The sequence below is a fragment of the Paraburkholderia sp. A1BS-2L genome (genome assembly GCF_051125205.1).
Classification (GTDB): domain Bacteria; phylum Pseudomonadota; class Gammaproteobacteria; order Burkholderiales; family Burkholderiaceae; genus Paraburkholderia.
Genome location: NZ_CP120428.1, coordinates 972520 through 994801 on the forward strand (window position 1 = coordinate 972520; position 22282 = coordinate 994801).

Consider the following 22282-nt stretch of genomic DNA (forward strand, 5'->3'; position numbering starts at 1 on the left):
CGCTCGATTATCCTGAAGGCGAACGGGCGGCAGGATTGAGTCACCTGAAGGCGTCAGCAGTCTTCGCAGAGATCAGCGACGCCGACACAGCGCTTGTCGCTCAGTGGCTGCAGGTTCGCTTCCTGATCGCCTTCGGTGGCCGCCTCGGGCGCACGCAGGGTGACCGAGCCGGCTGAGTCCCGTCCGTAGTACTCGAGCAGGGCAAAGGCGTCATTCACGTCCGGCAGCTTCGCGTCGCTCGCGAGCAACTCGCGCACTCGCTCTTCCGGGAGTAGGTTGTCGAAGTACCACTGTGCCGGACGCCGGGTGGCACCATCGCACAGGATCTCCGCCTGCAGGGGCAGGTGCGGGCTCAGTGCGTACCGATCGGGATTGGCGAGCCACGCCGGGTCATATTCGAACGCCCACAGGTTCTGGTTTTCATGCAGCGTGCCGATCAGTTGGTGATCGATCGAGGCGAGAAGGGCGCGCTCGGTCATTTGCGGGCATTCCCTTTACCGGTCTTTTGCTCGCTGGCGCCCTCGGCGTGCGCGAGAACGTTGCGCGCGCGCGTGAGGGTGTCGCTCGCGCGCGCGTCAGGCGAGCCCACTAACAAAAAAACCGTTCAATCGCATGGTTTCGGAGCCACCGGGCTGGACTGAAGTGCAAAAAACGTGCGGTCGCAGGGCGACTTTGCGCGCAGCGAGGTGGGCGCTATGCTCGTGCCGTGCGCGACAGCGCTCGCGAGCGGCCCGGGCACGGTGGCGCGCGCGAGCAGTTGCGCGAGCAGATACGCATGCGCGTTGGCGCTACGATGCTCGGCACTGCGCGGCGTGCACGGTGCTCGTGCCGTGCACGACCTCGCTCGCAGACGAGCAGCGCGGGCGCGGTGCAGTCGAGCCGCGCGCGGGAAAGCGCGACATGATGCGCGGGGGATGCACGAGACCGCGCACGAGTGAGGGGCGCGTGCGCAAGCCTGCGCGGCGCGCTTGCGCGACTGACCCGCCGTGTCTCGTAGACACTGTCGAACGGTCGACCCGCGAAGGCCTGTAGCGAGGCGGCAACCCGACGCTCGAGTGTCCGTGCAATGGTGGGGCCATTGACCGCTTGTGGGGTGCGCCGTGACAAGGCGGCGCTTTTTCCAGTGGGTGAACGCCCCAATGATCACAATGGGCCCGACTATGGGTGGCGGCTTCGGTATCGCATGGGGACCTGCCAGGCGCAACTGCCAGGCGCAACTGCCAAGCGCAACTGCCACTGACGGCGCAGCCCCTCCAACCGCGACCGCTCGTAACGGTGCTCCGCGCGCGCAAGCGCAGCGAGGGACGTCGCTGGATCGTGCTCCAGGCGTTGCAGATCTATGACGCAGAGAATCCGATTTGCGCCATGCGCGCGGCGCCTTCGATTGGCGTGTTAGCCGTTCCACGACTCGACGTTCAGGACGATCCGTGCAGCCCGCTGCACATCCCATGTGGATGGCGACGGGCTTTTAAATCGTGTGCGCGGGCGCTTTGGTGCACGCTCAGGGGGGGAGAAATGCAGACGTTCTTTCCGTGCAGCAATCCGGCGTGCGACGAGGGATTGGAAACGCTCAAACACGAGTTTGGCACTGCCTGCCAGCAGTGCGCGTGGTGCCGCGGGACGGGTGGCGACTGGCGCGAGAGCGCCGAGGACGACGCCGCCTGTCTTTGACGGCGGGGCTCAGCCGTTCAGTTGCGACTCAACGTTGAGGACAATCCGGGCGACCGGGTTGTTGTCGGCGGAATCCGGAGCGAACTTGATCTGGGCGAACGTGACAGCAGCGAAAGCGACGACGACGAGGGCAGCAGATGCGGCGATGCGGGGAATGTATTTCACAGGGACTTCCTTTCGAGGTGTAGGCAGAAACTGGCGAAGCTGACAGGGGGCCGAATCACTTCGGCGCCATGACTGTCGATAACCGGCAAGGCCGCACACGGGGTCCGATCGCGCCTGGCGATCTGGACCGCACTGCAAAAAGAGGGGCGACCCAAACCCAGCCACTATAAAGGTTTTACCCGTGTGTGCAGTGCGACACCCGGTCGCCGGTGGGTGCTTAATTCTTGAGCAGCGTTTCGTGATTGAAAGGTCTATGTAGGCCGTAACGAGCAGTGCGGCACTGTGCTTTAGACCACCATCGGCAATGTGTTAAAAATAGGCTTAACATGGGATACGCACGCCACCAATGGCGCGTAGGAGATTCCATGGACCATTACATTGTGCTAGCCGTGATTCTGCTAGTCCCTTCGATCGCGTTTGCGTCCGTGCTTTATACGGGCACGCACAAACGCCATTGAAGGCCAGTGGTGAGACTTTGCCGCTGGTTCAGGCGGCACGGGAAATCGGACGACCACCAGCCAGCCACGTAAGGCTCCCGGCGGGAACCCGCAAGACCTTCAGGCTAATTGCGCAGCTTGGAGGAGCGCTCCGTCTTCTTCGCAAGGAAGCGCTGGTAGTGCGCCCCCAGGTAGACAGCCTGTTCTGCCGTGGGTGTCTTGCGCAGGCGCGTATGGTCCCCCGCCAGACGGGCACGTTTTGCCGCGTCGATCGCATCGGAGAAGAGCAGCTCGCCAGTCTCGGGATGGACAGACATAAGGTAGCAGTCGTAGATCTTGTCCAAAGTGCACGCGAGCACCAAGCCATTGCTCGGGTCCAATTTCTCTACATCGGTGCTGTCCGTCCATGGATTGGCATGACTCGCGACCAGCGCTCCCAAGGTGTAAGCGCCAGTCACTGCGCACTGGCCTTCCCACAGTTCGATCATGTCCTTGAGGCGCCGTTACGTCGCGCCTGGCGCTGAGCATGAAGTTTATTGTCTGGCGGCTCGCCCGAACCACCGCCCGAAAGCGATTCCAGCGTTTGACAAACTCCGGCGCAAAGCGCCGCACCATGCAGGATCTTCGTGTGCGTGAGCGAGAGACTCCGTTCACCATCGTTTCGACCCGTAGAACTGAATGATCTTGTCACCAGCGCGGCCTTGTGGGGCTGCGATCGGAGCCGTGCGTATAGATTTAATGTGCTCTACGGCCGGCGCCGATGGCAACGCGAGCCTGCAAGCGAGGTACGGGGCCTTCTTGAGGTCCGCGCCTGCTCAAGTGTCGGTGGCAACGAAACCGTTACCGCCCGGCACCCCTCCCTGTGTCGGCTCTGTGCTCGCAAGCAGCTTTGCATGCGCCAGAGCTAGCAACGTCTCAATTCGCCCCCCTCGCATGGTCGCCCTCGGGCTGGCAGGGTTGACAGGACGACGCGCTTTTAAACTTTCGGCGTATCGCGGTTATGTTTGCAGTAGCTCAGGCAGGAGGCCGCAGCACAGTAGCGCATCTCCATCGAATGACTGGACTCGGCGGCGCCTGGGTCGTTCGAACCTGCATGGTGGCTCTCTCTTGGTGGTCGGCTAGCGCCTGACGCGGTCGGCCGGACCCGTTAAGGGTTATTCGATGCCTGCCCTCGTTGCCATTACGGTGAGCGCGCGATGACGCGTGCGGGCAGGCGGCGAATAAGCCTCGAGGGAGGAAACCGCGGAGTGATCCGAGGCGGTGGTAATTCTCGAAGGCTATGGCGATTGATGGCCCGGCGTCCTCAGCCTTGTTAGAGCGAGGCGGCCCAAACGGGATGCTGGAAGTGCCATGGTGCCTGGACGACGCGGAGTATTGGCGCGATGGCGGTGGTGAAGTGGACGTGTGAGGGAGAGCTTGATATGGCGGGCACGAACGTCCGCTCGCAGGCCGCGTTGCCGCAAGGCCGACGTTCGTTCTGGTAGGCACTGAACCGTAGCAATCATGTTGCGGCCCGCGGGATGGGTGGCGCACGGATCGGTGCGGTGCGCGCGAGAATGTCGATGACGATCATCGGGGCACCGCAGTGCCGGCAGATGAAGGTGGGCGGAGTGTCGATGACGGTGTGGTCGGATGGCGTGTCGAACTCCGGCACGACGTGCAGCAGCTCACGCACCTTCGCGAGACTGGCGCGACGCACCGGGTTGGCGAGCAGGCCGTAGTGGCGGATGCGATGGAAGCCGCCTGGCAGCACGTGCAGCAGGAAGCGACGCATGAACTCGCCGGCCTCCAGCGTCATGGTCTTGTAGCGGGTACGTCCCGTCGCACGGTAATCCTTCCAGCGGAAGGTCACGCCGCGCTCATCGAAGGCGAGCAGACGCTGGTTGGAGATCGCGACGCGGTGCGTATAACGCGAGAGGTATTCGAGTACGGCTTGCGGCCCGGCAAAGGGACGCTTGGCGTACACAAACCATTCGCAGGCACGCAGGGGCGCGAGCCACCGGGCGAAGGCGGTCGTATCGGCGAGCGCTGCATACTCGCCGAAGAACTGCAGTTCGCCGCGGTGGTGAACCGCCTGGAGGGCTTCGAGGAAGCGGCGCCGGAACAGGCGCGAGAGCACGCGCACCGGCAGGAAGAAGCCGGGCCGGCAGGCGATCCAGCGCTCGCCGTCGGGCGACAGCCCCCCGCCCGGGACGATGCCATGCACGTGCGGATGATGCGTGAGTGCCGAGCCCCAGGTATGCAGCACGAGTGTCGCGCCGATCTGGGCGCCGAGGTGTTTCGGATCGGCGGCGATCGTGCGCAGCGTGTCTGCGGCGATGTCGAACAGCAGCCCGTAGATGACCCGCTTGTTGTACCAGGCGATCGCGCTGATGGCCGCGGGCAGCGTGAAGACCACGTGATAGTACTCGAGCGGCAGCAGATCGGCCTGGCGTGCCTCGAGCCAGCGGCGTGCGGCACTGCCCTGGCACTTCGGGCAATGGCGGTTGCGGCAGGAGTTGTAGGCGATCTCGGTGCGCGCGCAGCCGGTACAGCGCAGCACATGTCCGCCCAGTGCCGCGCTGCGGCACTGTTCGATGGCTGACATGACCTTCAGCTGCCCGAGGCTCAGGCGTACCGTACGTCGCCACGCCGGACCGTGGGCGCGGAAGATGTCCGCGACCTCCAGCACGGGGAGTGCATCACAGGGCTAGTTGGCTGGCAGGCGCTCCAGGGGACTGGTGACTTCGCGCAGCAGGTCGGTGGCCACCTGCGCGTAAAGTGCGGTGGTCTCGAGCTTCTTGTGGCCGAGCAGCACCTGGATCACGCGGATGTCGACCTTCTGCTCGAGCAGGTGCGTGGCGAAGCTGTGACGCAGCGTGTGCATCGAGACGCGTTTGTCGATCTGCGCGGCTTCGGCGGCAGCATGGATGGCACGGTTGAGCTGCCTCGGCGTGAGCGGATCAACGGGGTCGAGCCCGGGAAACAGCCATCCGCCGTCAGGCATCTTGCCCTGCGCACGGGCCACGCGCCACCAGACGCGCAGGCGCTCGAGCAGCACCGGTGAGAGCATCGCGTAGCGGTCCTTACGGCCCTTGCCTTGTTCGATGCGCAGCGTCATGCGTTGGCTGTCGACGTCGGTGACCTTGAGCGTCACCACTTCGCTGGCACGCAGTCCGGTGCCGTAGGCGACCGAGAGGGCCGTCTGGTGCTTGAGGTTGCCCGTGGCGGCGATCAGCCGCCGCACTTCATCGGGGCTGAGCACGACCGGCAGCGTGCGGGGCACGCGCACCGGCTGCATCCGGGCCATGAGTTCCGGCTCGCGGAGCGTGATCTCGAAGAAGAACTTCAGCCCGGTGATCGCGGCGTTCAGCGAAATGGGTGACGTGCCGTGATCGACGAGATGCAGTTGGTAACCCCGCAGGTCCTCGACGGTGGCGGTATCAGGCGAGCGCCCGAGGTATCGGGCGAACTCGCGTACGATGCGCAGGTAGTTGGCTTGCGTCTTCGGAGCAAGCTGGCGCATGCGCATGTCGTCGATCATGCGCTGACGCAGCGGGCTGACGGCTGGTTGGGAGGAGGTCATGATTCGGCTCCTGTTGAAGAACGAGGCGGATTGCCTCATTCGCCAACATAAAACCGCGTGACCGGCTTCACCCTAACCTCCAGTGTTGGACCGGAGCCCCTACCGCGCGAGCGGTTTCGTTCATCGACCCACAACGGCCATCTGCTGTGCCGCATAGCGGTCAGTCGAACGCCCTTGAAAGGGTCTCCCCGAATGGCTAGGGCGGCGGTAAGCACCGCCGTTCAACTGTCACCATGGCTGCGCCGCGTTTTAACCGGCAAGCGTTTTATCCGGCAAGCGTCTGAATGCGACGGTTCGTAGTGAGTCGGGGACTCTTTGTCATGCTTTGCTCTAACTATGTATTTCAGGCCAGGGGTAATAATTCGCATCCCGCGGCGTTGTGCCGATGTAGTGCCAACGGTTGGCGCGCCAGCCGGCGCGCCGCCCGCGCTGCGCCTCGAGAGGCGCTTACTGCGCCGGCGCCGACGCCGCGCCCGGGTTCTCCTTCTGGTACTGCTCCCAACGCTCGCGCATCTTCTCGCGGCGCTGTTCCCTCTTCGCGAAGCGCTCCTTGAACGCAGAGCTCACCGTGGTCTTCTGCTGATCGTTCAGGCCGTTATAGAAGGCGAGCCACGCTTGCGCGGTCTGCTCGCGCAGTTGCGCGTCCTGCTGCTCGACTCTCTGATGCGTGGCGTGCAGCGCGCTCATGTCGAGGATCGGCTGGCTCTTCATCGAGTCGAACTGCTGCTTGATCTGCTCGCGGTTCTTGCGCATGGCTTCGTGGTTCTGCTTCATCGTGTCGAGCGCGGCTTGCCATTGCTTTTCCTGCGCGGCGTTCAGGTTCAGCTTGTCGTGCAGCTTCTTGAAACCCGTCATGAAGTCGCCGCGCGTGCCGTGGCCGTCATGCATGCGCGGGCCGCCGTGCATCATGCCGGGGCCGGCAGGGGGAGGCGGCGTTTGAGCGTTGGCGGCGGTGGCGCCGAAGCTGAGCGCAAACGTCGTGGCGGCGATGGCGAGAAGGCGCGAAGGGGTCTTAATCATGGTGAAGCTCCTGACAAATCCTTGAAGGTGTCCGGTCTGGCACGGCGCCAAGGGAAGTCGATGGCGTTCGCAACCGGTGTCCCTAGCGTATCGAGCAGACCCGCCCCGCGTGTTACCGCCCTGGCCGCCGGCATTACGCAACATTACGTGCGCCTTTCGCGGTAACACCCTGTAACCCAAAGCGCGTCCGTGTAAGCAAACGGCTTTCTCGCGCGCGTTAAACTTCGTCCCATGGCTACTCAAATTCTGGTCGTCGACGACGACGTCGAACTGCGCGACCTGCTGCGCGACTATCTGGCGCGGCAGGGGATCGAAGTGTCGGTGCTGCACGATGCGGGCTCGCTCGAGCGGCGGCTCGAGCGCGAGCGCCCCGACCTGATCGTGCTCGATCTCATGATGCCCGGCGTGGACGGGCTCACGGCGCTGCGCAAGCTGCGCGCCTCGGGCGACGATATTCCCGTGATCATGCTGACTGCGCGCGCGGACGACGTGGACCGCATCGTCGGCCTCGAGCTTGGCGCCGACGACTATCTCGGCAAGCCCTTCAACCCGCGCGAGCTGCTCGCGCGCGTGCAGGCCGTGCTGCGGCGGCGCCGCACGGTGCCCTCGGCCGCCGCGCCCGAGCAGCGCGAGCCGTTCTCGTTCGGCCGCTTCGTGCTCGACTTCCAGTCGCGCACGCTGCAGCAGGAGGGCAAGCCCATCATGTTGTCGGGCAGCGAGTTCGCGCTCCTGAAGATCTTTGTCAATCATCCGATGCGCACGCTCACGCGCGAGCGCCTGCTCGAGCTGCTGCATGGTCCGGAGTACGACGGCACCGACCGCGGCATCGACGTGCAGGTGTGGCGCCTGCGCCGCATTCTCGAGACCGACCCGTCCACGCCGCGCTTCATTCAGACAGTGCGCGGCCGTGGCTACGTCTTTGTGCCGGATGGCGAGCAGGCCAGCCATGCGCCGGCCGGTTGATTCGCTGTTTGGGCGGTTCGCGCTGCTGTTCATCGGCGTTCTGCTCCTGTCTCACGTCGCATGGTTCGCGCTCATGCGCCTCGAGCGCGACCAGATGCAGTCGCGCTACGCGGTGGAAGAGGCCGTGTTCCTCGTCGATGCCGTGCGTCAGCACGTGCAGCGCGAGCCCGATCAGCCGCTGCCCTCGCGCGTGCAGCTGGTCGACCCGGCGAGCGTCGCGGTGCCCGCGATCAAGCCCGACATGCCCGCCGGTCTGCGCCGCTTCATCGACGACCTGCGCGACCGCATGCCGACCGGCACCGACGTGCGCATCGGCCCGCCCGGGCATCCGCCCATGTTGTGGGTGCGCGGTCCGCAGGATGCGCGCTGGATCGTGGTGCCAGCGCAGCCGCTGCGCCCGATGCGCCCGATCGACCGCGCGGTGCCGTGGTTCATCATCATTTTCACGGCGGCGGTGAGCGCTGCGCTGGTGGCCGCCTGGATGCTCCAGCAGCCGCTGCGCGCGCTCGCCCAGGCGGTCGCGCGCTTCGGCCGCGGCCAGCCCGTGCCGCCCTTGCCCGAGCGCGGGCCGCGCGAGATGCGCCAGCTCACGCGCGGTTTCAACCAGATGGTGAAGGAGGTCGAGCGCACCGAGAAAGACCGCGCGGTCATGCTCGCGGGAGTCGCGCACGACCTGAAGACGCCGCTCGCGCGCTTGCGCCTGCGCGCCGAGATGATGGACGAGCAGAAGGTCCGTGACGGCGTGGTGCGCGACGTGGCTTCCATGGCGCATATCGTCGACCAGTTCCTGGTGTTCGCGCACGATGGCGCCGACCGCAGCGAGCCCGTTGAAGTGGACGACCAGTGCGAGCGCATCGCGCGCAACTACCGTACAGTCGGCGGCGAGACGCTCGTGATCGAACGCCGCCTGAATGCGGGAGCGGTGTTCCGCCTGCCCGCGGCCACGCTCGAGCGTGTGGTGTCGAACCTGCTCGACAACGCGCACGCCTACGGCGCGCCGCCCGTGGTGATCGAGACTGCGCGCGGGGCGCAGGATTTCACGCTCACCGTGCGCGACCACGGCGGGGGCATTGCCGACCAGGACCTCACGCAGGCGAGCCGCCCGTTCGTGCGGCTCGATCCGGCGCGCGGCGGCAACGGCCATAGCGGCCTGGGTCTCGCGATCGTCGAGCGGCTCGTGCGCCGCGCGGGGGGGGAGATCGCCATCGGCAATGGCGAGAGCGGCGGCCTCGAAGTGCGCATGGCGTTTCCGTTCGAAGTGGTCGAACGCACGGTTGCCGAGGCGGCGCAGATCTGGTGAGCGCCGGCGTGCGGCGCATATTGGCGGGGGAGAGTGCGGCGGGCAAGGCCGCCGGATGTCACGTGATATGCGTGCGGGTGCGTCAGGCCGAGAACAGCGTGTCGAGCGCGGCGGCGGCCTCGCTGTCCACGGTGTTGTAGACGACGCTATCGGCCTCGAAGATGTAGTGCGTCGTGTACTTGCCGAGGCGGGCAAGAATTTCTTCCTGAACCAGCTCGGGTGCGGCTTCGAGCTTCAGGTACCACGCGGTCGATGACAGGCGCGTCTGAAACGCTCCGTATTCGACCATCAGCTGGTCGAACGCGAGAGCATCCTGATCGCGGCAGACGATGACCAGATTTCCCTTCATGCATGCCTCCTATGTGCTGAGCGACTTGCCACGGCGATGCGCGCCGCATGATGCCGCGCGCTCGGATCGTTCGATGATACCGCGTTGGAGAGGAAAGCCCTGGACGGGTTCCACAATTAAGTGAGTGGTGACTTCCCCTCCTCATGCGTGAGCGCGCCTGAGCGCGCGCGGACGGTGGCGCGGATTACCAGGTCGCCGTGGCGGTGCGCGGCGGCGCGGCGCCGTCCGAAGCCATCGCTTCGCAGCGGTCGCGGCCTCCCGCCTTCGCCATATAGAGCGCGAGATCGGCGCGGCTCATCAGGCGTTCGGGCTGGTCCAGGGCCGCCGCGAGCTCCGTGATGCCGATGCTCACGCTCAGATACGCCTCGCTGGGCAACCCGGTGCAGACGTTCGCTTTCACGTGGCGGCGCAGCCGCTCGATCACGTCTTGTCCGGCGGCGAGCGTGGTGGCCGGCAGCAGGATGCCGAACTCCTCGCCGCCGAGCCGCCCGACCGCGTCGTCGGAGCGCAGCTCGGTGCGGCAGGTCTCGACGAAGTGCTGTAGCGCGCGGTCGCCGGCCGGGTGGCCGAAGCGGTCGTTGATCTGCTTGAAGTGGTCGAGGTCGGCGATCGCCATGCAAAGCGGCTTGCCGCTCGCGTAGGCCGCGTCGATTTCGTGGCGCAGCAGGTCGAGGAAATAGCGGCGCGAGAGCGCGCCCGTGAGCGCGTCGTGGCGCGCCTCGGCGGCCAGCAGCGAATTGGCGGCCTGCAGTTGTTCCGCGAGATCCCGGCTTGCGCGATGCAGGCGCCGCTCGCGGACCCACGAGATCGAGATCACGGCGGCGAGCGTGACGGAACCCGCCAGCGTAAAGAAGATCAGCAGCCGGTCGCGCCGGTGATTCGCGAGCAGTTCGGGCCACGCATTGAGCGGATCGACGAGATGGGCGGTGAGCCCCGAATTGAGCCCGCCACGCTGCTCGTAAAGCGCCGGGGTGCGCTGGCGGGGCAATTCCACGAGCGCCTGTGCCGCACTTTCCGATATCCACGGCGCTTCGTGCGCCGCCGCCTCGCCGGCGCCATGCAGCGGGAGTTCGCTAAAGCGTTCGCGCAGATAGGTGTTCACGCGGTCGACGGCGTTCATCTCCTGCACATGGGAGCCGGGCATGGCGAGCCCTTCGAGCTTGCTGTCGTGCGCCATGACGATCACGCCGTTGCTGTCGGACACAAAGGTGCCCGGGTGGGTGACCCAGTGGCGCAGCCGCGCGATGCTGACCTTGGCCAGCACCGCGCCCACCAGCAGGCCGTTGTCGTACACGGGCGCGGCCACGAAGATGCCCGGCTCGCCGCTCGAGGTGCCGACGCCATAAGTCTCGGAGAACGCGCCGAGCAGGGTGTCGCTCAGATAGTTGCGCGCCCGCATGTCGACGCCCACGTAGGAGATTTTCTCCATGGCGTTGCTCGACGCGATGCAGATGCCGTTGTTGTTCACGAGCCAGATGGCGTCGAAGCCGGAGAAGCCCTGGGCGTCGTGCAGGAAGCCGTTGACGGCCGCGAGCGTGGGAGCGTGCTGCAATGCTTCGCGCCGCACCAGTTCCGTGGACGTGCGCGACGCGGCATAATTCCCGGCCTCGACCAGCGCCTGCTGCACCACGCGGGTTTCGGCCATGGTCGCGGGGATGGCGCGCGACATCGAGAGATCGCTCGCGATGACCTCGGCCATGTTGTCGACGACCGAGCGCGTCATCTGCCGCTGCACGCGAAGCGCGGTGTCGAGCTCCTGGCGCATCATGCGGTTGGCGAGCCCGCCCGCGACCAGCCAGCACACGAGCGCGAGCGCCACGACAGCCGCCGCCGTGACCACGGGGGGCAAGGCGGCTTGACGCAAGAGTCTCCTGTTCATTGGCCTTCTGGTTCGGTCAGGCGCATGGCGCGCAGGGTGCAGATGGTGCGTTAGCGGGCGCGATGCCCGGCGTCCCGGTAAAGCGGGGGCAATCGGTGAAACATTAGGGGGCTGCGTGTGACAACCGTTTTACAGGTCGCCGCCGTTGCCGTGCGACGATTTTAACTCTCGAATGGAGCGATGGAGCCCGCGGACGCCTTGGGGCGGGCCGTGTCGATGCAACTCGCATGCTTCGCCATGAGGCGCAGGCATCGGACGCGAGGTTGAATCTGTCATGAAGGTTGTGTAGTGTCGTGCCGTTTCGGAAGCGGGCAAGCACGGGAGAGCGCCTGAATGGACTTCAGATTCAACCTGAACCGTACGGCCAACGCCTCGGCGTGGCGCGTGCTGCCCAATCGCTGGGACTTCGTGGCGTTCCCGCTGATCATCTGTTTGATCGCCATGGCCGTGGTGGGCTTTCACGAGACCATGGCGCCCATCGCCACGCTCAAGACGCAGACGATCTCGCTCGACCCGGCCAACCTGCCCGAGTACGCCATGCGCACCACGCTGCGCATGCTCGCGGCCATGGTCGCCTCGCTCGCGTTCACGCTGGTCTACGGCACGCTCGCGGCCAAGAGCCGGCGGGCGGGCCAGGTGCTGGTGCCGATCCTCGACATCCTGCAGTCGGTGCCGGTGCTCGGCTACATCTCGTTCACGGTCACCTTCTTTCTCGCGCTGTTTCCCTCGCGCGTGCTGGGCGCGGAGCTTGCGGCGATCTTCGCGATCTTCACGAGCCAGGCGTGGAACATGACCTTCAGCTTCTACCAGTCGCTGCGCACGGTGCCGCGCGATCTGGACGAAGTCTCGCGCGGCTTTCACCTCACGGGCTGGCAGCGTTTCTGGAAGCTCGAAGTGCCGTTCTCGATGCCGGGCCTCATCTGGAACATGATGATGTCGATGTCGGGCGGCTGGTTCTTCGTGGTGGCCTCCGAGGCGATCACGGTGGGCAACAACACGATCACGCTGCCGGGCATCGGCGCGTACCTGGCGCAGGCGATCACGGAGAAGAACCTGCACGCGGTGGGCTGGGTGATTCTCACGATGACCGTGGTGATCCTGGCCTACGACCAGTTCCTGTTCCGCCCGCTGGTGGCGTGGGCCGACAAGTTCCGCATGGAGAACACCTCTTCGGGCGACGCGCCCGAGTCGTGGCTGCTCGACCTGATTCGCCGCACGCATCTGATTCATCAGTCGCTCGTGCCGATGGGCTGGTTCTTCGCGAAGGCCGCGCGCGTGCCGTTGCGGCTGCCCGCCGCGCTGACCTCGTCACTGACGTCCATCGCGGCGCCCGCTCCGGCGCGCGGCGAAGGTCTGCGCGCGAAGATCGGCGATGTTATCTGGGCCGTGTTCGTGATCGCGCTCACGGTCTACGTGGTCTGGCGCGTGGTCGCGTTCGTGCGCACCGGCGTCACGCTCGACGAAGTCGGCCACGTGCTCGTGCTCGGCCTCATCACGCTGTTGCGCGTGGTGCTGCTAATCGCGATTGCCTCGGTGATCTGGGTGCCGCTCGGCGTGCTGATCGGCCTGCGTCCGGCGCTGGCCGAAAAGGTGCAGCCGCTCGCGCAGTTCCTCGCGGCGTTCCCGGCGAACCTGCTGTTCCCGGTGTTCGTGATCGTGATCGTGCGCTTCCATCTGAACCCGGACATCTGGCTCTCGCCGCTGATCGTGCTCGGCACGCAGTGGTATATCCTGTTCAACGTGATTGCGGGCGCCACGGCGTATCCGAACGACTACAAGGAAGCGGCCAGGAACTTCCGCATCCGCGGCTGGCAGTGGTGGCGCCAGGCGATGCTGCCGGGCATTTTTCCGTACTACGTCACGGGGGCGATCACGGCCTCGGGCGGCGCGTGGAACGCGAGCATCGTGTCCGAGTTCGTGCAGTGGGGCGACACCAGGGTCGCTGCGCACGGCCTGGGTGCGTATATCGCGCAGATGACAGCAGCCGGCGACTATCCGAAGATCATTCTCGGCATTGCCGTGATGTCGCTGTTCGTCACGCTGTTCAACCGCGTGCTCTGGCGTCCCCTCTACACTTACGCGGAGTCCCGGCTGCGGCTCGACTGATCGAATAATCGAAGGCTCGAAGGTAAAGCGATGCAAAACCCCAAGACCCTAAGCACTACGACTACGCTGGGCGACGCGCAGAGCGTCCCGATTCCGCCGCGCGTCGGCGAGGAAATCCTGCGCGTGCAGAACGTGTGCCGGGGCTTTAACAAGACCCAGGGCGAGTTGCTCGTGCTCGACGACGCCAATCTCTCGCTGCGCGAAGGCGAAATCGTCGGGCTGCTCGGCCGCTCGGGCTCGGGCAAGTCCACGCTGCTGCGCATCATCGCGGGGCTGATTTCTCCGACCTCCGGCGAGGTTGCGTGGCGCGGCAAGCCGCTCGAAGGGCCGGCCGAAGGCGTGGCGATGGTGTTCCAGACCTTCGCGCTGTTTCCGTGGCTCACGGTGCTGCAGAACGTGGAAGCGGGCCTCGAAGCGCAGGGCGTGGGCGCGCGCGAGCGCCGCGAGCGGGCGCTGGCCGCCATCGACCTGATCGGTCTGGACGGCTTCGAAAATGCCTACCCGCGCGAGCTTTCGGGCGGCATGCGCCAGCGTGTAGGCTTCGCGCGCGCGCTCGTGGTGGACCCGATGCTCATGCTGATGGACGAGCCGTTCTCGGCGCTCGACGTGCTGACAGCCGAGACGCTGCGTACCGACTTGCTTGATCTCTGGACGCAAGGGCGCTTGCCGATCAAGTCGGTGCTGATCGTCACGCACAACATCGAGGAAGCGGTGTTCATGTGCGACCGCATTCTGGTGTTGTCTTCGAATCCGGGGCGCGTGGTGGCCGAGATCAAGGTGCCGTTTAAGCACCCGCGCAACCGTCTGGACCCGGCGTTCCGCAAGCTCGTGGACGACATCTACGCGAAGATGACCGCCCGCCAGACCGGCGAGGCCACCCGCAAGGGGCTCGAGCTCGGCAGCTGGCTGCCGCGTGTGTCGACCAACCTGATGGCCGGTCTGATCGAAACGCTGGCGGCGGCGCCTTATCACGGCCGCGCCGACATGCCGGAAATCGCGCGCTCGCTGCACCTGGAAGTGGACGACCTGTTCCCGATCGCCGAAGTGCTCCAGCACCTCGGTTTTGCCGACGTGCGCGAAGGCGATGTGCTGCTTACGCCGCCCGCGCGCGTGTTCGCGGAATTCGGCACGCAGGAGCGCAAGATGATGTTCGCCGAGCATCTGCTGCGCCAGGTGCCGCTCGCGGCGCGCATCAAGAAGGTGCTCAACGAGCGCCCCGGGCACCGCGCGCCGCGCGTGCGCTTCGAGCAGGAACTGGAGGATTTTCTTTCGGACGGCGCCGCGGAAGAGACGCTCGACACCGTGATCGACTGGGGCCGTTATGGCGAGATCTTCTCGTACAACGACCAGTCGGAGATCTTCAGCCTGGAGGACGTGGAGTCCTGATCGGGCTGGACTGAGGCGCGTTCCACGCGCAATTCAGGTGCGCTTCAGGGGCGTTTCAGAGGCTATTGCAGCGTGCCCCAGCGCTCCACGGCCGGCTCGGCCGTGGCCCATTTCCAGCCGCCCTGGTCGTGGCAGGTGCTGGCCGTGTACCACTGCTCGGGCGCGTCGGCGGCTTCGCCGTCCTGCACCGAGAACACGAACTCCTTGCACAGCGCGAGCGCCGACGCAAAGGCGCGCGTCACGCGCACCTGGCCGTGACCGTTTTCCACCGGCAACTGGTGCTTGATGCGCCAGATGTCCATGGCGCCCACGGGCAGCCGCCCGGCCGTTTCGGCGAGCATTTCCTGCTGGTCGGCGTGCATGCTCTTCATGAAGCGGTTGACGGCCTCGTCGGTGGCCGCCTGCACCGCAATACCCACGCCCAGGCCCACTGCCGGGTTCGCCGTCACGATGCCGGTGGCGGCCGCCGCCGCGGCGCCGCTGGCCGAGCCGATCGACGAGCAGCCGCTCGACGCGAGCGCGACGCTCACGCATAGCGCGGCAAGCGCGACGACACGCGCAGCCGCACGTGGCATGACGTGTGCAGTGGCGCGCGGGATGCAGTGCCTGCGCATATCGAAGTCGTGCGCCCCGCTCATTGTAGCGCGCCCCAGCGGTCGGTCGCCGGCTCCGCCGACGCCCATTTCCATGTCTCGCCGTCGCGGCAGACCGAGGCCACATAGAACGCGCTGGAGGCCGCCGCGTCCCTGGTCGCGTTCTGATCGACGGAGAACACGATTTCCTTGCAGTCGAGCGCGCCGGTGCTGATCGTGCGGCTTACCGTGACGCGGCCATGCGCATCGTCCTCGATGGGAAACGAATGGCTGATGGACCAGGGCGCCACGCCGCCCACGTCGAGCGGGCCGGCGGCCTTCGCAATGCTGTCCTGGGTGTTGCGGTGTACCACGCGCTCCGAATACTGCACGCCGGCCTTCGCGGCGGCCACGGCGCCAAGGCCGATGCCGGTGGCGACCGCCGCGTTGCTCGTCACCTTCGAGGCGATGGCCGCGCCGGCAATGCCGGCGCCCGCCTGTGCGCCTTCGGAGTAGAGCGAGCTGCACGCGGAGCAGGCGAAGCTCGCCACGGCGGCGAGCAGCGTGAGCGATACCGTGCGTCGCCAGTGGGCACTCGAAGCGTGGGTGCGGGAGCGTGTCGCGATGGCTGAAGGCGCGATTCGCGGGGCCGACGTTGGTGCATTGCACGCCAGAGCACTTCGTTCTTGCATGTCATTTTCCCTGCCGCTAGCGGCTGGAAGCTGCCCGGCGCGGGCCTCCAGCACGTTTTCGTGCTGCGGATTGTGCAGGATGGCCTATACGAAGGGGATAGGGAAAGTGCAAGAAATTGCAAAACGTCGTGCGCCGTTTGTTGTTACATGCTTGCGTGCGCCACCATCGTGTTCGTTCTGAATCGATGCGTTCGTGCTGGCGTGTGGGTATCGACCTCAGTGGGTTTAGTGTGCGTTGTCCGTTTCGTCATCGCTCGTGCTTTCGTCGGGCGTGCTGGTGTCGCCGTCCTCGGCGCCGTAGCTGCCGAGCCGGTTGTAGAGCGTCTTCAGGCTCACGCCAAGCGTGCGCGCCGCGAGCCGCTTGTCGCCGCCGCAGTACTTGAGCGTGCCGAGGATGATCTGCTTTTGCGCGTCGGCGAGCGGCGTGCCGATCCACACGCTCATCGAGTCACCCTGGTTGACGGGCTTCTTCACGCGCGGCACGAGCTGCGGATGGGCGATCTCGACGGTCTTCTCCGCAAGGATGAACGCGCGGTACACGGCGTTCTTGAGCTCGCGCACATTGCCGGGCCACGACCAGTTGCGCACGGTCTCGAGCGCGCGCTTGCTAAAGACCTTTTGCGTGCCGCTTTCCTCGTTGAGTTCGGTGAGAAAGAGTTGGGCGAGCAGCTCGCGGTCGCGCTCGCGCTCGCGCAGCGGGGGCGCGCGCAGCGGAAACACGGCGAGGCGATACATCAGGTCCTCGCGCAGCGCGTTCTCTTTCACGGCGCTCACCGGATCGCGATTGGTGGCCGCGATGATGCGCACGTCGCCGCGTATCGCCTCGTTGCTGCCGACCGGATAGTACTCGCCGGTTTCGAGCGCGCGCAGCAGCTTGACCTGATGCAGCAGCGACATCTCGGTGACTTCGTCGAGGAACAGCGTGCCGCCGCGCGCATGTTCGAAGTGGCCGTCGCGGGCCTGCACGGCGCCGGTGAAGCTGCCTTTTTCGTGGCCGAACAGCTCGGCTTCGATCAGATCGTCGGGAATCGCGCCGCAGTTCACGGCGATGAACGGGCCGTCGCGGCGGGTGCTTTGCGCGTGGATCGTGCGCGCCACGAGTTCCTTGCCCGTGCCCGACTCGCCGACGATCAGCGCGGTGGCGTCGGTGAGCGCGACGCGCTCGATCTGCCCGTAAAGCTCGCGCATGATTGCCGACGAGCCGTACAGCAAGCCGTACGACTGCAAGCCGGCAACACGCGGGCCGGCAACACGCGGGCCGGCCGGGTCGCTGCGGCGCGCGTCGTTGCCCTTCTCGTGGCGCCCTTCGGCGCGCTCATCGTCTCGTTCGGCGGCGGGCAAGCCCGGCTCGATTGACGCCATGGCGTAGTCGTCCTGCATATTGGGGTGTGCGGCCAGAAGCCGGAAAACGCTCGCGATGCCAGTCGTAGAGGCGCGCGGTGCGTGGGCGAGGTCCGGGAGTGAAGCCGGCAGGCCGCTATCATCGGTTATACCGCAGTCTGTCTTGACAGGCCGCCCAGGACGTGCGCGGGCGATGCGGCGCCGACGGCTTCGGAATCTCCATCCCGTAAACATTTAACCATTGCCGCGCCTTGCACGGCAATGGACTCGCTCCCATGGCATGTCTCATGCTGTGCAACTCGGACCGGCGCAGCGCGTCTACGTTACTAGCGGGCGCGTATCCTGCGTGGCGTCTGGCCCGCGCAGGCCGAACTGTTCCGAACCCGCTTCGCCGGCGACGAAATTGGGAGAATGCGATATGGCAAGAAACAAGCCTGGACTGATTGGAACCCTGTTCGCGGTGGGTGCGCTGGGCGCGACGGCAGGGATGCTGGCGTTGCGCTGGTCGCAACGGCATCGCATGCAGCGGCAGAGTTTTTATCGCGATCTGAGCCGCTGGGAAGGCGAGGGCGGCGCACTGGTTGAGAACGGCGCGGGCATGCCGGGCGTGGCTGCTGCGGATAGCGGCGGCGCTAGCATGGCCGACCCGATCAAAGCCGCTCGCACGGTCAGCAAGACGGCGCGCGAGGCCCCCAACGGCGTGTCGAACGACGACCCGGGCGCGGCCTGGCCGTTTCCGCACGGAGGCAGCGACCCGGTCACGCGACACTGAAATCGCATGCGGTAACGGGTGCGCTGGCCGTGCTGTCGTACGTCGACAGGGCGCCGACAAACGTGCGCAAGCCTATCTCGATTAAGTCTATAATGGTCATATCCACAACAATCGAGGTTCGGGTTGCGTGCTGGCTGCGGTATTGTTGCGTAAGTGCAGCTAAAACCGCTCAATCGCCGTCTTGAGCGCCCCCGACCGTTTCGTACTCCCCTGCAGCGCGACAGCATGCGCCGCGAAATTTGCGGCGCGGGCTCACGTTGCCTCGCGGCCCGTGCTTGCCGCGCATGGGAGCCATTCATCTTTCAGGGCTGACGAGACGCGATGCCACATGTATTGATTGTCGATGACGATGCGCAAACCCGCGAAGCGCTCGCCGCCGTGGTGGCCGAAGACGGACTCACCACCGCGCAGGCCGGCGACCTGCGCGAGGCGCGCATCCAGCTGATCCGGCAGATGCCGGACGTCGTCTTCACCGATCTGAAGCTGCCCGACGGCAGCGGCACGGACCTGTTCCAGGACCTCGACCCGCGCTCGGGCGTGGAACTCGTTGTCATCACCGGTCACGCGAGCGTGGAAACGGCGGTCGATGCGCTCAAGTCGGGCGCCATCGACTATCTGGTCAAGCCGATCAACCTTCAGCGCGTGAAGGCGATCCTCAACCGCCTGCCGCGCGCGGGCGACCTCAAGGCCGAAATCGGCACGCTGCGTGGCGAGCTGCGCCGCATGGGGCGCTTCGGTCTCATGATGGGCAATTCGCCGGCGATGCAGGAGGTCTACGACCAGATCAGCCGCGTCGCACCTACGCCCGCGTCTGTGATGCTCGTGGGCGAGTCGGGCACGGGCAAGGAAGTGGCGGCCCAGACCATCCATCAGCTGAGCCTGCGCCGCAAGCACGAATTCCTCGCCGTGAACTGCGGCGCGATCTCGCCGAACCTGATCGAGTCGGAGATGTTCGGCCACGAGCGCGGCTCGTTCACGGGCGCGGATCGTCAGCACAAGGGCTATTTCGAGCGCGCGAACGGCGGCACGCTGTTCCTCGACGAAATCACCGAAATGCCGATCGAGCTCCAGGTGAAACTGCTGCGCGTGCTGGAGACCGGCATGTTCATGCGCGTGGGTACCACCAAGGAGATCGAGACTGACGTGCGCCTGATCGCGGCGACCAACCGCGACCCGGAGCAGGCCGTCGAGGAGGGCAAGCTGCGGCTCGACCTCTACCATCGGCTGAATGTGTTTCCGATCAGCCTGCCGCCGCTGCGTGAGCGCGGCAAGGACGTGGAACTGCTCGCCCAGGCGTTCCTCGACGAGCTCAACGAACGCCACGGCACGAAGAAGCAGTTCCCCGCGGCGGTGCGCGAGACGCTGGCCGGCTATCCGTGGCCGGGCAACGTGCGGGAGCTGAAGAACTACGTGCAGCGCGCGCACATCATGGCCGGCACCGAAGGCGATCTCACGGCGGCCGTGCCGCTGCAGATCTCGATTTCGAAGCCCGTGGCGGGCACGGCGGTGACGATTCCGTTCGGCACCTCGCTCGCCGATGCCGATCGCCAGTTGATTCTCGCGACGCTGGAGCAGTGCGGCGGGGTGAAGACGCGTGCGGCGGAAATTCTGGGCATCAGTCTGAAGACGCTTTATAACCGGCTCGTCGAGTACGGCAATGAGAGCGGCAAGGGCGACGCGCCCGCACGCGCCGCAGGCTGCGCCTGAGCGCCTGCGCCCGGCGACGGCCGCGCGCAGCCACGCGCGCGGCTCTGCACGGGTTTGCGCTCGGACAGATGCGCTGGTATGGGGTTTGTGACCTGCTCTGTGCAACCTCACGAGGAGCCACCGATGCTGACCTGCCGATTACCGAATCCCGCCGATCCTCCGCGCATGCCGCCGTCGCTTGCGCATACGCCGCAGCCCGACGACCCCCCGCCCAGCGAACCCGACGCGCCCGACGCGCCGCCCATCGGCGATCCGCCGCCCGAGCCCGGCGAAGCGCCGCGCGCCGATGGGCCGGGCACCGATGGGCCGGGCACCGCTGCGTCGCCGAGGCAAGTTCTCTGATTTCGCTGATACTCGTGCTTTTTATGTACGAGTTACAAACGCTTCGCCATTTTTACCGGCATTTTCACGCGACGGCCCCTAGACTGTAAGCACACCGCCGCCTTGGCCGCCGGTTCGCGGCCAAGGCCTCAGGAGGCATCGATATGAGACATCCCGCCATGCGCCGTTCGGCGCGCTACACGGGCAAGCGCGGCCCGCGCGACACCGCGCAAAAGAGCGGCGATCCCCCTGCCGGTCCGGCTTCCGGCGCCACCCACGATCCCGCCGGACAGAACCGCCCGGCACCCGGCGTGCCGCCCGATGGCGACCACAATCAGGGCGGCGCGCGCGCCGAGGGACTCGACTACCAGCGCGATCTGGGGTCCGAACAGGACGCATGATTTGCCGGGCTGGCCGGGCGCGTGGAGCGCATGCGGCTTGCACTTGCCGTGCGAGCCCGCCCTTCACTGCGATTCGCGTCTGGGTTCACGGGAGGCACGACTCTTGCGTGAGTTGTTCTTGCACCGTCCCCTGGACCCAACGAAACAGGAGGTACACCCGTAATGGGCAGACTGATCGTGGTATCGAATCGCGTTGCACCGACACAGGAAGGGCGCCCCGCAGCTGGAGGGCTGGCGGTCGGCGTGCTCGACGCGCTGAAGGAAACCGGCGGAGTCTGGTTCGGCTGGAGCGGCGAGACCGTGACGGAGCAGGCGGCCCCGGTCATCGAGCAGCAGGGCAGCGTCACGTACGCCACGGTGGGCCTCACCCGGCGCGACTATGACCAGTACTACAAAGGTTTCTCGAATACGACGCTCTGGCCCACCTTTCACTATCGCAACGACCTCGCGCGCTACGAGCGCCAGGAATACAGCGGCTATCTGCGGGTGAACGCGACGCTCGCGCGTCAGTTGCAGCCGCTGCTCCAGCCCGACGACATCATCTGGGTGCACGACTATCACCTGATCCCGTTCGCGCGCAGCCTGCGCGAGCTCGGCGTGAAGAACCCGATCGGCTTTTTCCTGCATATTCCGCTGCCGGTGCCGGAAGTGATGCGCTCGGTGCCGCCGCACGAGGAGCTGATGCGCTTCATGTGCGACTACGACGTGGTGGGCTTCCAGACCGACGCCGACCGTCAGGCGTTCCTCGACTACGTGGAACGTGGCGGCCATGGCACGTCGAGCGAGGACGGCATGGTCCACGCGTGGGACCGCTTCCTGAAGGTGGGCACCTACCCGATCGGCATCTATCCCGACGCGATCGCGAAGTCCGCCGTGCAGTTCTCCGACCGCAAGCCGGTACGCAGCCTGCGCGACGCCATGCGCGGGCGCAAGCTCATCATGAGCGTCGACCGGCTCGATTACTCGAAGGGGCTTGCCGAGCGCTTCCAGGCGTTCGAGCGCATGCTGCTGAACGGTCCGGGCTGGCATGGCCGCGTCTCGCTCCTGCAGATCGCGCCGCCCACGCGCTCCGACGTGCAGACCTATCAGGCGATCCGCCGCAATCTCGAAGGCGAGGCGGGTCGCATCAACGGCCGTTTCGCACAGCTCGACTGGACGCCGATCCAGTACCTGAACCGCAAGTACGAGCGCGATCTGCTGATGGCGCTGTTCCGCCAGGCGCAGGTGGGCTATGTCGCGCCGCTGCGCGACGGTATGAACCTGGTTGCGAAGGAGTACGTCGCATCGCAGGACCCCGAAGATCCGGGGGTGCTGGTGCTCTCGCAGTTCGCGGGCGCTGCCGAACAGTTGCCGGGCGCGCTGGTCGTGAATCCTTACGATCTGAACCAGACCGCCGAGGCGCTCGAGCGCGCGCTCTCGATGCCGCATGCGGAGCGCCGCTCGCGCTACGAGGACATGATGGCCTTGCTGCGCGAGAACAATCTCTCGGTGTGGCGCGACAACTTCCTCGCCGACCTGCGCAGCGTGGCGACGGCGGCTTCCGTCACCGCGAAGGCGCGCAGCGCCGCACCGGTGAAGGCCGCTACGACGAGCAAGGCGAACTGAGCCCGCGCGCGCTGATTGCACCAGGTGTGC

21 protein-coding genes and 1 pseudogene are annotated in these 22282 nt (G+C 66.1%); 9 read left to right on the top strand and 13 right to left on the bottom strand.

Annotation, left to right across the window (positions count from 1 at the left end):
- Positions 1-53: 53 nt before the first annotated feature.
- The 8 genes and pseudogenes from P5W98_RS04330 to P5W98_RS04365 form a co-directional block, all read right to left on the bottom strand.
- A complete protein-coding gene (locus P5W98_RS04330; RefSeq protein ID WP_434662029.1) occupies positions 54-479 on the bottom strand; it encodes a HipA N-terminal domain-containing protein in 426 nt (141 codons plus the stop codon).
- A 309-nt stretch (positions 480-788) separates the two neighbouring features.
- Positions 789-1001 carry a hypothetical protein gene (locus tag P5W98_RS04335; RefSeq protein ID WP_434662030.1) on the bottom strand — a complete coding sequence of 71 codons (213 nt, stop codon included), beginning with the start codon at positions 999-1001 and terminating at the stop codon, positions 789-791.
- Positions 1002-1680: 679 nt separating this feature from the next.
- The gene (locus P5W98_RS04340; protein WP_156992751.1) at positions 1681-1836 is read right to left on the bottom strand and encodes a hypothetical protein; all 156 of its coding nucleotides are present in this window, start codon (positions 1834-1836) and stop codon (positions 1681-1683) included.
- 562 nt (positions 1837-2398) lie between these two features.
- Positions 2399-2761 carry an HNH endonuclease gene (locus P5W98_RS04345; protein WP_434662032.1) on the bottom strand — a complete coding sequence of 121 codons (363 nt, stop codon included), beginning with the start codon at positions 2759-2761 and terminating at the stop codon, positions 2399-2401.
- 10 nt (positions 2762-2771) lie between these two features.
- Positions 2772-2925 (bottom strand): annotated as a pseudogene (locus tag P5W98_RS04350) (IS6 family transposase); the annotation flags it as partial.
- A gap of 849 nt (positions 2926-3774) precedes the next feature.
- On the bottom strand, positions 3775-4944 hold the full coding sequence (locus P5W98_RS04355) for an IS91 family transposase (protein ID WP_434718073.1): 1170 nt from the start codon (positions 4942-4944) through the stop codon (positions 3775-3777).
- Between the two features lie 18 nt (positions 4945-4962).
- Complete coding sequence (locus P5W98_RS04360) at positions 4963-5838, bottom strand: tyrosine-type recombinase/integrase (RefSeq protein WP_434718074.1); 876 nt, start codon at positions 5836-5838, stop codon at positions 4963-4965.
- A 447-nt stretch (positions 5839-6285) separates the two neighbouring features.
- The gene (locus P5W98_RS04365; RefSeq protein ID WP_434718371.1) at positions 6286-6858 is read right to left on the bottom strand and encodes a Spy/CpxP family protein refolding chaperone; all 573 of its coding nucleotides are present in this window, start codon (positions 6856-6858) and stop codon (positions 6286-6288) included.
- A gap of 231 nt (positions 6859-7089) precedes the next feature.
- Between P5W98_RS04365 and P5W98_RS04370 the strand changes: the two genes are divergently transcribed.
- Both P5W98_RS04370 and P5W98_RS04375 read left to right on the top strand, forming a co-directional pair.
- The gene (locus tag P5W98_RS04370) at positions 7090-7821 is read left to right on the top strand and encodes a response regulator (RefSeq protein ID WP_421023434.1); all 732 of its coding nucleotides are present in this window, start codon (positions 7090-7092) and stop codon (positions 7819-7821) included.
- Positions 7805-9121, top strand: a complete 1317-nt coding sequence (locus P5W98_RS04375) for an ATP-binding protein (RefSeq protein WP_421023435.1) — start codon at positions 7805-7807, stop codon at positions 9119-9121. Before P5W98_RS04370 ends, P5W98_RS04375 begins: the two co-directional genes overlap by 17 nt.
- An 82-nt stretch (positions 9122-9203) precedes the next feature.
- Here the strand turns inward: P5W98_RS04375 and P5W98_RS04380 are convergent, their stop codons facing one another.
- Both P5W98_RS04380 and P5W98_RS04385 read right to left on the bottom strand, forming a co-directional pair.
- On the bottom strand, positions 9204-9470 hold the full coding sequence (locus tag P5W98_RS04380; protein WP_028219326.1) for a double-stranded DNA-specific endonuclease: 267 nt from the start codon (positions 9468-9470) through the stop codon (positions 9204-9206).
- 184 nt (positions 9471-9654) lie between these two features.
- The gene (locus P5W98_RS04385; RefSeq protein WP_434662038.1) at positions 9655-11349 is read right to left on the bottom strand and encodes a sensor domain-containing diguanylate cyclase; all 1695 of its coding nucleotides are present in this window, start codon (positions 11347-11349) and stop codon (positions 9655-9657) included.
- A 333-nt stretch (positions 11350-11682) separates the two neighbouring features.
- On the opposite strand from P5W98_RS04385, the gene P5W98_RS04390 reads away from it, so the two are divergent.
- Positions 11683-13455: an ABC transporter permease gene (locus tag P5W98_RS04390; RefSeq protein ID WP_434662040.1), complete on the top strand. Its 1773-nt coding sequence runs from the start codon at positions 11683-11685 to the stop codon at positions 13453-13455.
- Between the two features lie 30 nt (positions 13456-13485).
- Positions 13486-14841: an ABC transporter ATP-binding protein gene (locus P5W98_RS04395; protein WP_421023439.1), complete on the top strand. Its 1356-nt coding sequence runs from the start codon at positions 13486-13488 to the stop codon at positions 14839-14841.
- Positions 14842-14903: 62 nt separating this feature from the next.
- On the opposite strand, the gene P5W98_RS04400 is transcribed toward P5W98_RS04395, so the two are convergent.
- From P5W98_RS04400 to P5W98_RS04410, 3 genes are all read right to left on the bottom strand, one after another.
- Positions 14904-15416, bottom strand: a complete 513-nt coding sequence (locus P5W98_RS04400) for a hypothetical protein (protein WP_434662041.1) — start codon at positions 15414-15416, stop codon at positions 14904-14906.
- Positions 15417-15475: 59 nt separating this feature from the next.
- Complete coding sequence (locus P5W98_RS04405; RefSeq protein ID WP_434662043.1) at positions 15476-16105, bottom strand: hypothetical protein; 630 nt, start codon at positions 16103-16105, stop codon at positions 15476-15478.
- A 225-nt stretch (positions 16106-16330) separates the two neighbouring features.
- A complete protein-coding gene (locus P5W98_RS04410) occupies positions 16331-17467 on the bottom strand; it encodes a sigma-54 interaction domain-containing protein (RefSeq protein ID WP_434662044.1) in 1137 nt (378 codons plus the stop codon).
- Positions 17468-17864: 397 nt separating this feature from the next.
- Between P5W98_RS04410 and P5W98_RS04415 the strand changes: the two genes are divergently transcribed.
- The 5 genes from P5W98_RS04415 to otsA all read left to right on the top strand — a co-directional run bounded on the left by P5W98_RS04415 (position 17865) and on the right by otsA (position 22252).
- Positions 17865-18218, top strand: coding sequence for a hypothetical protein (locus P5W98_RS04415; protein ID WP_421073804.1), 354 nt, complete (start codon positions 17865-17867; stop codon positions 18216-18218).
- Between the two features lie 321 nt (positions 18219-18539).
- Positions 18540-19925, top strand: coding sequence for a sigma-54-dependent transcriptional regulator (locus P5W98_RS04420; RefSeq protein WP_421023444.1), 1386 nt, complete (start codon positions 18540-18542; stop codon positions 19923-19925).
- 123 nt (positions 19926-20048) lie between these two features.
- Positions 20049-20267, top strand: coding sequence for a hypothetical protein (locus tag P5W98_RS04425; RefSeq protein WP_434718372.1), 219 nt, complete (start codon positions 20049-20051; stop codon positions 20265-20267).
- A gap of 143 nt (positions 20268-20410) precedes the next feature.
- The gene (locus tag P5W98_RS04430) at positions 20411-20647 is read left to right on the top strand and encodes a hypothetical protein (protein WP_434718373.1); all 237 of its coding nucleotides are present in this window, start codon (positions 20411-20413) and stop codon (positions 20645-20647) included.
- 162 nt (positions 20648-20809) lie between these two features.
- Entirely contained in the window at positions 20810-22252 is a 1443-nt protein-coding gene (otsA, locus tag P5W98_RS04435; protein WP_421023447.1) for an alpha,alpha-trehalose-phosphate synthase (UDP-forming), read from the top strand.
- Positions 22253-22282: the final 30 nt, after the last annotated feature.